Origin of the sequence: Maribacter chungangensis, assembly GCF_042676845.1 — a bacterium.
Classification (GTDB): Bacteria; Bacteroidota; Bacteroidia; order Flavobacteriales; family Flavobacteriaceae; genus Maribacter; species Maribacter chungangensis.
Genome location: NZ_JBHTHY010000003.1, coordinates 873,547 through 887,264, shown reverse-complemented (window position 1 = coordinate 887,264; position 13,718 = coordinate 873,547). Strand labels below are relative to the sequence as shown.

The window sequence follows — 13,718 nt, the reverse complement described above, 5'->3', positions numbered from 1 at the left end:
ATTGCTGTAATAACATGAAAGAGGACGTATCACCCCATAGTAATTCCAGAAGAAAATTTATAAAGAACACGGCACTTGCTGCCGGACTCATAACTATTGTACCCCGTCATGTTTTGGGGAGAGGTTTTATGGCTCCCAGCGATAAAATTAATTTGGGTTATATCGGATTAGGGAAACAAGGCGGTATTTTGGCCAATAAATTTTTGACCCATACGGAAGCACAAATTGTTGCAGGTGCCGAGGTTTGGACTTCAAAACAAACTTGGTTCAAGCAACTGGTAGAAGGTTATTATGCCGAAAAAAGGAATATAACCAACTACAAGGGGATCACTACCTATTTAGAATACGGTGAACTTTTGGAACGAAAGGATATTGATGCCGTAGTCATTGCCACTCCGGACCATTGGCATGCCAAGCAAGCCATAGACGCTATGAGATCGGGTAAGGACGTGTATTGTGAAAAACCCATGACCAACACCATCAAAGATGGTCGGGATATGGTAAATGCCAAAGAAAAATATGGCCGCGTAGTTCAAATAGGCAGTATGCAACGGTCTTGGGAAAAATTCAAGACAGCACAGGAAATCGTAAGTTCCGGTAAGCTGGGTGAGATTAAAAAAGTACTGGTCAATGTTGGAGGTCCCTACCGTGCTTATGACCTGCCCGCCCAGCCTTTGCCAAAAGGTATAGACTGGAACCTTTGGTGCGGTCCCGCTCCCCTGCTTGGTTATCATGAAAGTATTGCTCCTGAAATCGTAAAATCCTATCCCGCGTGGCGCGACTTTAAGGAAACCGGTGGTGGGCGCATCGCCGATTGGGGAACGCACATGTTCGATATTGCGCAATGGTGCTTGGGTATGGACAAAACCGGACCAGTATCCTTTATTCCGCCAAAAGACCCGAATGCCGTTCGCGGCCTTCGAATGTTCTATGAAAACGGAATTGAAATGGTGCATGAGGACTTTGGCCGTGGATGGGCGGTACGTTTTATAGGTACCGAAGGGGAATTGGACGTAAGCCGTGGATTTTTGGAAACACGACCCGATACTATTCTTTTACCAAACGGAGGTGACTCAAAAGAACTGTTCAAAGACCAAGGCAACCATTATCAAAATTGGTTGGATGCCATTAGAACACGACAAGAACCTATTTGCAGCGTAGAAACCGGGCATCGTTCCGCGACTATCTGTAATGTTGCGAATATTGCCTATGAACTTCGTAGACCTTTGGAATGGAACCCTGAAAAGGAAAAATTCAAAGGAGATCCCGAGGCCAACAAAATGAGGAAGAGAAAAAAACGTAAGTATGAGTAAGAGTATGACATTAAAACGGCATAGAATGGTTAAGCCCAAAAATTGCTTTACAGGACTAATTTTATTCCTACTTGTGCTCTCCTGCTCTGGCGTGAATAACAACGCGGATGTCACAGAAAAAAGTTCTGGCATATCAAATGAAAATACAGATCCGCTTTTTGCAAATTCCATAGTATCAACGAATATTGATTTTATTACGGAAAATGATGAAGATTCCTTCGTTAATATAACCTACTTAGGGCAATATGATAAAGAAATGCCAGACAGTAGAAATGATATGCTTTTTGATACAAACACGTATGTCTTTCAAGCAAACTTCTCTTTAGGTACAAGTGTGGAAATTTGGGCGCATAGCGATTTTGAATCTGAAGCAACGGCAAAATCCTTTGTAGACAAACTGGCCGGTCCATTGGGCAAGCTCCCAACTTTAATGAGAAATAAACTTTCTCATGTAGTATTGCACAAAGGTGATGCGGGAGCTTTTGCCGAGGCAGAGGCGAATTTTTTTGTTGTCTATTCCGATAACATTGATTTACGTATCTCAAACAACGATTTTGAAGAGACCGTATTCCACGAAAGTGTCCACGCGTCTTTGGACAGCGATTATTTAAATAGCACGGAATGGCTTTCAGCGCAACAAAACGATAAGACATTTATTACGCAGTATGCCAAGGAAAATTCCGATAAAGAGGATTTAGCGGAATCTGCATTGTTCGTATACACGATATTAAAACACCCGGGGCGACTATCTTCAAATACAGAAAATTGGGTAAAGCAACATATTCCCAATAGACTCAAGTTTATTGTTGCACTATTTGAATGAAAACTGAACCTTATTTTAATAACCTTAGAATAATCAAGAATGTATATATCACGATTATTTTATTGTAATAGCTTAAATATCATTGCTTTGAACATATTAGATTAAGTATTACGATTCTGCCAAAAAAGTACCCTATGCAAAGATTAGCCTTTAAAATGAAATTGAATCCAGGTCAGAAAGAGGCGTATACCAAACGCCATAATGAAATCTGGCCGGAGCTTAAAAAACTATTAAAGGAAGCTGGTGTTAGTGACTATTCCATCTTCTTTGATAAGCATACCCAAACCCTTTTTGCTTTTCAAAAAGTATCGGGCAATGGCGGTTCCCAGGATTTGGCGAACAACCCCATTGTACAGAAATGGTGGGCCTTTATGGCAGATATTATGGAAACCAATCCGGATAATTCTCCGGTTTCAACAGTCTTGGAAGAAGTGTTCTACATGGAATAACGCTCTAGGTTTCTCCACAATCTAGAGGTATAATGCCGCAATTCTTACTTCGTAATTATTGTTGGCTTTACTTCTAGGACTACTTAGGCTTGCCCCTAGGTGATTTACGTTCAGGTATTTCTCGACTACAATCGTTTTAACTAAGGCAGCTAAGAACAATTTGCTAACCAGTATAGTACAGGATGTCCTATTCCTAAAATAAGGCTAGTATTATGCTCGCTTTAGATTGCGAAAAATAAATCACAAATATTTTAATATTTAACTAGGTAGTACGATGGGTAAACAATACAAAATCGCAGTAGTAAATGGAGACGGAATAGGAAACGAAATTGTTCCGGCAGGGGTATCGGTATTGAGAGCGGTTGCCAAAAAATACAATTTTGACATTACAACAGAAGATTTTTCTTGGGGTGCGGGACATTATGTGAAGCATGGCGAATTTATGCCGAAAGACGGTCTGGAGACCCTAAAAAAATTCGATGCTATTTACTTTGGTGCCGTAGGACTTCCCGAAGTGGACGATACGCTGCCCGCAAAAGACTATACCTTTAAAGTACGCACAGAACTGGAACAATATGTAAACTACAGACCGGTAAAACTGTTTTCGGGGGTGCAGAGTCCATTGCGGGACAAAACGGAAGAAGATATCGATTTCGTCATATTAAGGGAAAACAATGAAGGGGAGTTTGTACAAAACGGTAAAATATTCTATCCTGACACACCCAACGGTTGTGCGGTAGACACCAGTATGGTTACACGTTTAGGCGTAGAGCGCATTGCACACTATGCCTTTAAATTGGCACGGAAAAGAAGAAAAAAAGTAACCAACGTCACCAAATCCAACACCCTTATTTATACCCTAGGATTTTGGGACAAGGTGATCGCCGAAGTGGCTGCACAGTATCCTGATGTGGAATACGGCAAAATGTATATTGATAATGCCTCCGCTAGTTTTGTACTGAAACCCGAATTTTTTGATGTCATCGTAACTACGAATATGATGGGCGATATCCTATCGGACCTTGGTGGTGCCATCATGGGAAGCTTAGGTTTGGGCGGTAGTGGAAACATAAATCCAGAAGGGGATTACCCGTCCATGTTCGAGCCTATTCATGGTTCCGCGCCGGATATTGCCGGTCAGAACATTGCAAACCCCATTGGCCAAATTTGGTCGGCCGCCATAATGTTGGAACATTTGGGGGAACAGGAAGCTGCCGATGCCATAGTCGCAGGCATTGAACACGCCACCGCACAAGGTAATCTGACCAAAGACCTAAAAGGCAGCGCATCTACCTCCGAGATTGCGGAACGCATCGTTAGTTTCATTAATTCATAACTAGTGTTGCCAGCTAAAAACAAAAGAATAATAGACCTTACCCACTCCCTCTCCAATAGCATGGAGGGAGTGGATATTTTGCCCGCCAAAACCATAGCAAAAGATGGTTGGAACGCCACTACCTTGCAGTTGTATTCACATGTGGGCACGCACATGGACGCCCCATTACATTTTAATGTAACGGACCGGACCATTGATACCATTCCGCCAGAGCGTCTTATTACCAAAGCTTGGGTGGTTCAAGTAAAAGATGTGCACCCCAGTTGCTTGATTACCATTTCGGACATGGAACCGATAGCGGATAAAATTCAGAAAGGAGACAGCGTACTATTACATACCGGATGGAGTAAAAAACTGCACACTACCGCTTACAGAGATGAATTGCCCAGAATAAGTGAAGCCCTGGCCCATTGGTTGGGAGAAAAGCAGGTTGGATTATTGGGTGTGGAACCACCCTCCGTTGCAGATGTAAATAATCTAGAAGAGGTAACCAAAATCCACACCATACTGATGAAGAACGATATTATTATTGTAGAGGGACTTACCAATCTGGACCAGTTGACCAAGGATCAGGTTACCTTAATAAGCCTGCCCTTAAAGGTAGAAAACGGGGATGGCGCACCAGCACGAATTTTAGCCATAGAATAACAACCATGTCCGATCACGTCATTTTAAAATCGATAGCAAATGGAAACCAGCTGAAAGGATATCAAAAAGAAATACAAGAACTTTTAGCGCGTACCCAAAAAACCATTGTGATTCTGGATGATGATCCTACGGGTACACAGACCGTAAGGGATATTCCGGTAGTGACACAATGGACGGAAACCGTGCTAGAAAAAGAATTGGCACGTAGCCCTGTATTTTTTATTCTCACTAATTCTAGAAGCCTACAAGTAAAAGAAGCAGAAAATTTGGCATTCCGTTTAGGGAAACGGTTGCAAAAAATAGCCGCAAAACATCAAAAACAACTCTTGGTGATAAGCCGAGGAGATTCTACCCTTAGGGGACATTATCCTGGCGAGGTTCTTTCCTTGGCAGAAGGCTTAGGACAACCGGATGCAAAGCATGTACTGATTCCTGCTTTTTTTGAAGGAGGACGCTATACCTACCAAGACGTACATTATGTACAAGAGGGAGACCGTTTTGTTCCCGCTGGGGAAACCTCCTTCGCCAAGGACAGTACCTTTGGCTATACGGCATCAAACCTTAAAAAATATATTGTAGAAAAGTACGAAAACAACATTGAGGAATTACAGATACAAGCCATTTCGTTAGATGATGTAAGAAACGCTCCTGCAGCACAAATTACGGCTCAAGTTAAAGAAGGAACACATAGCCACATCCTTGTAAACGCAACCGCACAAGCCGACCTTGAAAAATTTGCTTTGGCCACTTTACGGTCCAAGAAACCTTTAATGTATAGAACTGCCGCATCTTTCGTAAACGCGATTATCGGTCAGCGACCTTCGCCCCTTTTAACAAAAAAAGACCTTGTAAAAGAAAACATAACACATGGGGCTCTGGTGATTGTTGGCTCCTATGTTCCTAAAACCACGGCACAACTTAACTATCTCAAAAAACAGTACAAGGCCCAATATGTGGAGCTAGATGTACAGCAATTATTTGAAGATGATACATTGGAAAATACGTTAAACGCACTAGCGACTAAATTGGACAACCAATTGAGAAATGGTATGAACGTGGTATTATACACCAGTCGCAAACTAAAAAAAGGGAACTCAAAAGAAGAAAGTCTAAAAATTGTAAATCTGGTGTCCAATGCGTTGACAACTATCGCGAGCCTAGTGCAAGTAAGGCCCAAATTCATCTTGGCCAAAGGCGGTATTACCTCAAGCGATATCGCGGTAAAATCCCTTGGGATTTCCAGGGCCATGGTCCTTGGTCAGGTACATAAAGGCGTACCCGTTTGGCAGGCCGACGAACACTCACGTTTTCCCAGCTTACCCTACATCGTTTTCCCAGGAAATGTAGGAGATGATAGTGCTTTACTTACCGTTTTAAAATTGATGGAATGAACAAAAAAACAATATTTCCAAAACGTTATTTTATGGTTGCCGGCACCTTTTTGCTAGCACTATTACTATACGTAGACCGTATCTGTATTTCCGTAGCCAAAGAACCCATATCGGAGGCGATGGGGCTAAGCGACAAACAAATGGGATGGGTACTGGCGGCCTTTTCTTTGGGCTATGCTTTTTTTCAAACCCCATCCGGAATTTTGGCCGACCGTTTTGGCCCAAGAAAAATACTTGCCGTAATCGTTTCTATTTGGTCGCTTTTCACCGCTTTGACGGGTCTTGCATTTAATTTCATATCCTTATTGATCGTACGATTTCTGTTCGGTGCCGGAGAGGCGGGTGCCTTCCCAGGAATGAGCAGGGCCATTTACAGCTGGATACCTCTGAAAGAAAGGGGTATTGTTACCGGAATCAATTTTTCGGGCTCTCGTTTGGGAGCCGCATTTGCCCTTCCAGCGGTAGCATGGATGATCGATAGTTTTGGTTGGCGCACCACCTTCTTTATCCTAGGTGCAATTGGCGTGCTTTGGGCAATAGCCTGGTTTGTATTTTTTAGGGACAACCCCGAGGACCATAAGGGAATTTCCGAAGTTGAGAAGGAATTTATTCTATCCACGCGCCAAGATAGAGAAACCGCTATATCCAAAGAAAAAATACATTTTGGCAGCTTGTTGAAATCCAAAAATATGTGGCTGGCTATGGGACAGTATTTCTGCAGCAATTTCACCTTCTTTTTTGCCCTTACCTGGTTATTCCCACACATTAAAAGTGAATATGGGCTCACCACGGTAGAAGCCGGATTTTATACCGCGTTACCGCTGGTATTCGGCGCTTTTGGCAACTGGTTTTCAGGTTGGCTCATAGATTCCATTTTCAAAAAAGGACATTGGAACAAATCCCGTATTTTTCCCGCATCGCTCGGATTTCTCTTCGCTGCTATTGGCTTGTTCGGAAGTATTTACATGGATAATGCCATAGGCGCCATACTATTTTTAAGTTTGGCCATTTTTGGAGCGGATATGACCCTACCACCTTCCTGGGCGTTTTGTGTAGATATTGGCAAAAAACATGCGGGTGCCGTATCCGGAACCATGAATATGGCGGGTAATATCGGTGCTTTTATAACTGCACTTTTATTTCCATATTTGTTGGCGTGGACAGGTACTACAACCCTATTCTTTATCATCGGTGCCGCGCTGAACCTTTTAGCCATTGTCCTTTGGTACAATATGAAACCTGAAAAACATTTCTCTGAATATTGATGTATTATCATTTTTATGAATAAAATAAAAGGAGTTTGTATTGGTCTTGGATATTTTAGCCGGTTTCACTTGGAGGCTTGGCTACGCATGGAAAAGGTAGAGATTACCGCATTATGCGATAGCAACATGGAACTTGCACAACAAACCGCCGAAGATTTGGGGATTGCATCAGCATATTCCGATTTTAACGAAATGTTGCAACAGGAAAAACCGGATTTTATAGATATCATTACCCCACCCAATAGCCACAAAAGACTTTGTGTTGCTGCTGCGGAAAAAGGAATTCATATTATTTGTCAAAAACCATTGGCTCCAAGCTTGGCGGAATCCGAAGAAATTGCTACCGCTATTTCAAAGTATGGGGTTCGTATGATGGTGCATGAAAATTTTCGGTTTCAGCCTTGGCATCGGGAAATCAAAAAACTGCTTGAACAACATACTATTGGAAACCAATTTCACGGCATCCACTGGCGTATGCGCATGGGAGACGGATGGCAGGAAGACGCCTATATGAACCGACAGCCCTATTTTAGGGAAATGAAACAATTACTGATGTACGAAACAGGGATTCATCTCATTGATGTACTTCGCTTTTTTGGAGGGGACATCAATCAGGTTTTTGCCAAGTTACAGCGATTCAATCCCAACATTAAAGGAGAGGATTCCGCTCTTGTTATCTGTGATTTTACAAATGGAGGCACGGCTATTTTAGATGCCAATCGATACAACGAAAGTAGGTCTCAAAATCCAAGATTGACTTTTGGAGAAGTACGGATAGAGTGTGACAAAGGAAGCATACATCTTCACGAGGATGGTCGTATTAGTATCAAAAAATTAGGCAGGCCGGAAGTCGAACATGAATATACTTTTGAGGATAACAATTTTGCAGGGGATTGTGTCTATTACACCCAACAACATTTTATCAGACAATTAGATTCTGGAGAGCCTTTTGAAACCGATGTACAGGACTACCTTGATAATATCAAGGTGCTGGAAAAAGTGTATGCATCTCACGAGAAGCGTATTCCTATCAAAATCCTATAAGCCATGATACAGAAACTATACTACTCGCTACTCATTATAGTGCTTTTTTCTCCTCCCATCGTATCACAATCAAATGCTGCCCCAAAATGGGAAAACATTCAAACAGCAACAGCTCCGATTGCACGACATGAAAACAGCTTTGTAGCCATCGGAAAGAATTTTTATCTGATAGGCGGTAGGGGAATAAAACCCATATCCATTTACAATATAGATAGCCATACATGGACGACGGGTGCCGCTCCAGAAACTGAAATCCATCATTTTCAAGGGGTTACTTATAATAACAAAGTATATGTCATAGGAGCCATGACGGGCAAATATCCGTATGAAACCCCGTTGGCAACGATGCTTATTTATAATCCTGAGACCAACATTTGGGAAACAGGCCCTGAAATTCCTAAAGAAAGAAGAAGAGGTTCTTGTGGGGTTGTGGTCGATGGAGATAGTGTATATATGGTAAGTGGCATTGTAGACGGACATAACAGCACCCATGTTCCGTGGGTAGACCGTTATGATTTTAAGACTGGGAAATGGACGGTTTTAGCCGATGCACCAAGAGCACGGGACCATTTTCAAGCAGCTATAGGCGATGGTAAAATCTACGCCGCAGGGGGAAGAAATTCATCCTTTGCCACCAAACAGACCTTTGAACTTACCGTCCCAGAAGTCGATATTTACGATATAGAAAATGACACGTGGGCAACCTTAGCAAAAAATAAGAACATCCCGACACAGCGAGCGGGTACTACCACTGTTTTGTTCCAAAACCAACTTATAGTTATTGGCGGGGAAAGCAGTGGCCAACAAAGCGCACACGACCAAGTAGAGGTGCTACATCTTAAAACTATGGAATGGACTCCATTACCATCCTTAAATAGAGGTAGGCATGGCACCCAAGGCGTTATATATGATGAGGCTATCTATATAGCGGCGGGTAGTGGCAATAGAGGTGGAAAACCGGAATTGGCCAGCTTGGAAAAATTACTCCTTAAAAAGTGACTTGTGCCTTTTGTAGGTATACATTTGAAGGCTGGACGGGTTATCAAATGGTAACTCCTTTGCCAATTTAGTGAGTTCGCCCGTTATCGAATCCCGTTTAAATACCACGATATTATCGAAAAACTGATTGGCCACCAATAAGAATTTCCCTGATGGGTCTAAACAAAAAATTCTGTGGTGTTTGCCATAGGTGGGTTTATGGCCCACTAAAGTTAATTCGCCGGTTTGTTCATTGATGGAAAAGATAGAAATAGAATCTTCCTTAGGCCCGCGATTAGCAGCGTAAAAGAATTTACCATCAGGAGAAATGTGGATATCCGCCGCCCTGTAGATTTCCTGTTTTGTGGCGTAGGATTGGTAGTCCTCCAAGAAAATCAATTCGCCATTAATATAGCTGTAGGCCGTAATTTTTCCGCTCAATTCCGAGATTCCGTAACCGAATTTACTGTTAGGGTGAAATGTAAAATGCCGTGGTCCGCTACCCGGCGCCACGGCAACAAAACCGAGGTTCGTTAATCGTAACGTATTCGTATTAAGCGTATTCACTTTTAAGGTTCTTATTTTATCCGCACCTAAATCTTGACCGAACAAAAAATCCCCATCTGGGGAAAAATTAGTGGAATACAGGTGCGCTGCATCCCGCCTTCCTTTTACGATACTACTATCCTTAAACTCTTCCAATTGATGATAGGGCGCTAAACTACCGTCAGGTTGAATTTGAAATACCGAAATACCGGCATCGGTATAATTGGAATTCACCACATCTTTTCCGCTGGGATGAATGGAAAGATGCGCAGGATTTCGTCAGCCAGCGTCTTGGATGTTCAGTAATTTTAACGAACCGCTAATAGAGTCTACGGCAAATGCAGCCACTTTTCCGTCTGTAGGTAACTGACTTTCCAATACGCAATATAAAAACTTACCGTCAGGACTAATTTTTAAAAAGGATGGATTGATCAATGAATCGACTTTAGAGAGCAAAAAAGTTCTCCAGATGTATCGGCAACCTCGTACACATAAATACCATCGCAAGGTTCCCCTTCGGTAAAGCTACCTACGAAAAGGAGTGTTTTTGTGGGGATTTCTAAACAACTATAGAAGAAACAACCAATAAATAAAAGCTTAATTCTCATAAGCTAAGCTAACTATTACTGTTCTACATTCATGCCGTAATTCCTTTTTTACACCTTACGACACCTAACATGATTATGAAAGGATTAGGCAAACTAAAGCAACTTATTACTTGGGATAATAATGTAGAGACAAGATACTACAGGACACATTTAAATAAGGTATAAACTAGTTTTAACACTACTAAAATGGACGTTTTTACCCCTTATTTGCACTATTGTTTGCGTGTGCCATTAGTTCTTTTAAATTAAAAGCTTGAAATTTGAAAAGAGAGGATAGTGTATTATCCCTATCCATAAGCGTAATAACAGAATCAAAGCATGAATAAAAAAGTAGTTGTGTTAACCGGTGCCGGTGGTGTTCTTTGCAGCACCTTAGCATTGGCCCTATCAAAGGAAGGGCATAAAATTGCAGTTTTAGATCTTAAAAAAGAAGCAGCGGATAAAGTAGCCAATGAAATAAACAACGCTGGGGGCACAGCCATAGGCGTTGTGGTCAATGTGTTGGAAAAAGAATCCCTTTTGGCCGCTAAAGAAGAAATCAATTCAAAATTAGGACCTTGTGATATTCTTGTAAACGGTGCAGGCGGAAATCACCCGCTAGGTACTACCAGCAATCCGCATTTAGAAAAGGAAGACCTCACGAACACGACCGAAGGTTTTAAAACATTCTTTGATCTGGATAGCTCCGGCATCCAATTCACATTTAACCTTAATTTCATAGGAACACTTTTACCAACGCAAGTGTTTGCCCAGGACATGATCGGTAGGGCGGGGTGTAGTATTTTAAACATATCTTCCATGAACGCCTTTACTCCCTTGACCAAAATTCCAGCGTATAGCGGTGCAAAAGCAGCGGTGTCCAATTTCACTCAATGGTTAGCGGTACATTTTTCAAAAGTGGGCATACGTGTTAATGCATTGGCACCAGGTTTTTTCCTAACCGACCAGAACAGGGCATTATTAACGGAAAATGATGGTTCGCTAACTCCAAGGGGTAATACCATTATAGGTCAAACGCCAATGGGCAGGTTTGGAACACCGGAGGATCTCATAGGCACAACGCTTTGGTTATGTGGTGACGGGGCAGCTTTTGTAACGGGAGTTGTAGTACCTGTAGATGGTGGATTTAGCGCTTTTAGCGGGGTTTAATCAGAAAAGAAAATATATACATGAGTTCAACTTTAGAACAAACTTGGAGATGGTACGGGCCTAACGACCCTGTTTCTCTAGCGGATATTAGACAAGCCGGTGCCACTGGCATCGTATCTGCCTTACATCATATTCCAAATGGAGAAGTTTGGCCGGTGTCAGAAATAAAAAAAAGAAAAGATACTATTGAAGCTGCAGGACTCACTTGGTCCGTTGTGGAGAGCGTACCCATTCACGAAGCTATCAAAACACAATCGGATGGCTACCCGAGCTATATTGAAAATTATAAACAAACCCTTTCTAATTTAGGGGAGTGTGGTATTGATATTGTCTGCTATAACTTTATGCCGGTGCTGGACTGGACACGGACCAATTTGGACTATGAAATGGAAGATGGATCTACCGCCCTAAGATTTGAGGCCGCTGCATTCGCCGCCTTTGAGCTGTTCTTATTGAAAAGACCGGGTGCAGAAGACTCTTATTCAAAAGCTCAAAAAGCAAAGGCAAAAACCTATTTTGATAGTTTGGACGATACTCAAAAACAACAACTTTCCAACAATATTATTGCTGGACTACCCGGAGCGGAGGAAGGTTATTCCTTGGAGGAATTCAATACCATTCTAGCTACCTACGACACCATTGATGCTTCAAAACTAAAAAAACATCTCTTTGAATTTTTAACACAAATTATCCCGGTTGCGGAAAAAGCGGGCGTACTTATGTGCATTCACCCAGATGATCCACCTTATCCTATTCTCGGCTTGCCGAGAGTGGTTAGCACCGAACAAGATATTCTTGACCTTTATAATGCGGTAGACAGTCCAAATAACGGACTTACTTTTTGTACGGGTTCTTTTGGAGTGCGTGATGATAATGATCTAGCGGGAATGGTGAGCCGATTGGGACATCGAATCCATTTTATCCATTTAAGAAGCACAAAGCGGGATGCAGACGGTAATTTTCATGAAGCCAACCATTTAGAAGGCGATGTGGATATGTACGCGGTAATGAAAGCCCTTGTGCAAGAACAGGAAAAAAGAAAGAAAGCGGGTCGTAAAGATATGCGAATGCCCATGCGACCGGATCACGGTCATAAAATGCTGGACGACCTTCGCAAAAAAACCAACCCGGGCTATTCCGGTATTGGCCGTTTAAGAGGTCTTGCCGAACTGCGTGGACTTGAACTTGGAATTAGAAAGTCGGCCAACTCGTGGTAAATTCAAGAACCATTAGAAAAGAAACAACTTTAAGGTTTCGATACAAGCCTCGAAACATACATCTCGATTATCGAGTCACTATTTAATTAATTATAAAATAAACTATACAATGTCCGTATCCTACGAAACACGATATGCCTCCAGTCCGGAAGCCGTTAAAAAATATGACACTACAGAACTGCGAAACGAATTCCTGATCGACAACCTCATGCAAAAAGGTAAAATCAATCTTACCTATACCCATTACGACCGCTATATAGCAGGCTCGGCAGTGCCGGACAGTCCTTTAAAACTAGAGGCTATCGATCCTCTAAAAGCAGGATTCTTTTTAGAGAGAAGAGAACTTGGGATTATAAATGTAGGTGATTATGGTACGGTAGATGTAGATGGCACCAGCTACAGCCTTGCCCATAAGGATGCCCTGTATATTGGCAGTGGTGCTAAAGAGGTTATCTTTAAAAGTGACGACCCAAAAAACCCGGCCAAGTTCTATTTAAACTCGGCACCGGCACATACCTCTTACCCTACTAAAAAAGTAAGTTTGGCAGAAGCCAATAAACTAGAACTAGGTTCTTTGGAAACCGCAAACCATCGTACGGTAAACCAAATGATCATTGGAGGCGTTGTTACCACCTGCCAACTACAGATGGGTATGACCGAATTAAAAACAGGTAGTGTTTGGAACACCATGCCTGCCCACGTTCACGACAGACGAATGGAAGTATATTTCTATTTAGATGTTCCCGAAGGACAATCGGTTTGTCATTTTATGGGACAACCCCAAGAAACCAGACATATTTGGATGCAAAACCATGAGGCGGTCATTTCCCCTCCATGGTCCATCCACTGTGGTTCCGGCACGTCAAATTATACCTTTATTTGGGGTATGGCCGGCGAGAATTTAGATTATGGCGATATGGATGTTGCCAAAATAACCGATTTAAGATAGTT

12 protein-coding genes and 1 pseudogene are annotated in these 13,718 nt (G+C 42.2%); 12 read left to right on the top strand and 1 reads right to left on the bottom strand.

The annotated features are described in order from the left end of the window. Positions 1-14: 14 nt before the first annotated feature. The 9 genes from ACFQZJ_RS03720 (at position 15) to ACFQZJ_RS03680 (ending at position 9,268) form a co-directional block, all read left to right on the top strand. Positions 15-1,313, top strand: a complete 1,299-nt coding sequence (locus ACFQZJ_RS03720; protein WP_379932409.1) for a Gfo/Idh/MocA family protein — start codon at positions 15-17, stop codon at positions 1,311-1,313. Next, the gene (locus tag ACFQZJ_RS03715) at positions 1,306-2,136 is read left to right on the top strand and encodes a hypothetical protein (RefSeq protein ID WP_379932408.1); all 831 of its coding nucleotides are present in this window, start codon (positions 1,306-1,308) and stop codon (positions 2,134-2,136) included. The genes ACFQZJ_RS03720 and ACFQZJ_RS03715 overlap by 8 nt, the downstream gene beginning before the upstream one ends. A 134-nt stretch (positions 2,137-2,270) precedes the next feature. Next, positions 2,271-2,585, top strand: coding sequence for an L-rhamnose mutarotase (gene rhaM / locus ACFQZJ_RS03710; RefSeq protein ID WP_379932407.1), 315 nt, complete (start codon positions 2,271-2,273; stop codon positions 2,583-2,585). A gap of 274 nt (positions 2,586-2,859) precedes the next feature. Then, entirely contained in the window at positions 2,860-3,921 is a 1,062-nt protein-coding gene (locus tag ACFQZJ_RS03705; protein ID WP_379932406.1) for an isocitrate/isopropylmalate dehydrogenase family protein, read from the top strand. Between the two features lie 3 nt (positions 3,922-3,924). Continuing rightward, positions 3,925-4,569 (top strand): cyclase family protein, encoded by a 645-nt coding sequence (locus ACFQZJ_RS03700; protein ID WP_379932405.1) that lies wholly within the window; start codon positions 3,925-3,927, stop codon positions 4,567-4,569. 5 nt (positions 4,570-4,574) lie between these two features. Next, the gene (locus tag ACFQZJ_RS03695) at positions 4,575-5,960 is read left to right on the top strand and encodes a four-carbon acid sugar kinase family protein (RefSeq protein WP_379932404.1); all 1,386 of its coding nucleotides are present in this window, start codon (positions 4,575-4,577) and stop codon (positions 5,958-5,960) included. Then, entirely contained in the window at positions 5,957-7,225 is a 1,269-nt protein-coding gene (locus ACFQZJ_RS03690) for an MFS transporter (protein WP_379932403.1), read from the top strand. Before ACFQZJ_RS03695 ends, ACFQZJ_RS03690 begins: the two co-directional genes overlap by 4 nt. Before the next feature lie 15 nt (positions 7,226-7,240). Continuing rightward, complete coding sequence (locus tag ACFQZJ_RS03685; RefSeq protein ID WP_379932402.1) at positions 7,241-8,269, top strand: Gfo/Idh/MocA family protein; 1,029 nt, start codon at positions 7,241-7,243, stop codon at positions 8,267-8,269. 3 nt (positions 8,270-8,272) lie between these two features. Beyond that, positions 8,273-9,268 carry a Kelch repeat-containing protein gene (locus ACFQZJ_RS03680; RefSeq protein WP_379932401.1) on the top strand — a complete coding sequence of 332 codons (996 nt, stop codon included), beginning with the start codon at positions 8,273-8,275 and terminating at the stop codon, positions 9,266-9,268. Here the strand turns inward: ACFQZJ_RS03680 and ACFQZJ_RS03675 are convergent. Beyond that, positions 9,251-10,249 (bottom strand): annotated as a pseudogene (locus ACFQZJ_RS03675) (lactonase family protein). The gene ACFQZJ_RS03680 and the pseudogene ACFQZJ_RS03675 sit on opposite strands and share 18 nt — an antisense overlap. Before the next feature lie 470 nt (positions 10,250-10,719). Here ACFQZJ_RS03675 and ACFQZJ_RS03670 point away from each other — a divergent pair. From ACFQZJ_RS03670 to kduI, 3 genes are all read left to right on the top strand, one after another. After that, on the top strand, positions 10,720-11,550 hold the full coding sequence (locus ACFQZJ_RS03670) for an SDR family oxidoreductase (protein WP_379932400.1): 831 nt from the start codon (positions 10,720-10,722) through the stop codon (positions 11,548-11,550). A gap of 20 nt (positions 11,551-11,570) precedes the next feature. Then, on the top strand, positions 11,571-12,767 hold the full coding sequence (gene uxuA / locus ACFQZJ_RS03665) for a mannonate dehydratase (RefSeq protein ID WP_379932399.1): 1,197 nt from the start codon (positions 11,571-11,573) through the stop codon (positions 12,765-12,767). A gap of 109 nt (positions 12,768-12,876) precedes the next feature. Next, positions 12,877-13,716, top strand: coding sequence for a 5-dehydro-4-deoxy-D-glucuronate isomerase (gene kduI, locus ACFQZJ_RS03660; protein ID WP_379932398.1), 840 nt, complete (start codon positions 12,877-12,879; stop codon positions 13,714-13,716). The last annotated feature ends 2 nt before the right edge of the window (positions 13,717-13,718 follow it).

Excerpts from the sequence above, each read along its gene's own strand:
- ACFQZJ_RS03720 (WP_379932409.1), top strand. The coding sequence starts at position 15 with ATGAAAGAGGACGTATCACCCCATAGTAATTCCAGAAGAAAATTTATA.
- ACFQZJ_RS03715 (WP_379932408.1), top strand. The coding sequence starts at position 1,306 with ATGAGTAAGAGTATGACATTAAAACGGCATAGAATGGTTAAGCCCAAA.
- rhaM (WP_379932407.1), top strand. The coding sequence starts at position 2,271 with ATGCAAAGATTAGCCTTTAAAATGAAATTGAATCCAGGTCAGAAAGAG.
- ACFQZJ_RS03705 (WP_379932406.1), top strand. The coding sequence starts at position 2,860 with ATGGGTAAACAATACAAAATCGCAGTAGTAAATGGAGACGGAATAGGA.
- ACFQZJ_RS03695 (WP_379932404.1), top strand. The coding sequence starts at position 4,575 with ATGTCCGATCACGTCATTTTAAAATCGATAGCAAATGGAAACCAGCTG.
- ACFQZJ_RS03690 (WP_379932403.1), top strand. The coding sequence starts at position 5,957 with ATGAACAAAAAAACAATATTTCCAAAACGTTATTTTATGGTTGCCGGC.
- ACFQZJ_RS03685 (WP_379932402.1), top strand. The coding sequence starts at position 7,241 with ATGAATAAAATAAAAGGAGTTTGTATTGGTCTTGGATATTTTAGCCGG.
- ACFQZJ_RS03680 (WP_379932401.1), top strand. The coding sequence starts at position 8,273 with ATGATACAGAAACTATACTACTCGCTACTCATTATAGTGCTTTTTTCT.
- ACFQZJ_RS03670 (WP_379932400.1), top strand. The coding sequence starts at position 10,720 with ATGAATAAAAAAGTAGTTGTGTTAACCGGTGCCGGTGGTGTTCTTTGC.
- uxuA (WP_379932399.1), top strand. The coding sequence starts at position 11,571 with ATGAGTTCAACTTTAGAACAAACTTGGAGATGGTACGGGCCTAACGAC.
- kduI (WP_379932398.1), top strand. The coding sequence starts at position 12,877 with ATGTCCGTATCCTACGAAACACGATATGCCTCCAGTCCGGAAGCCGTT.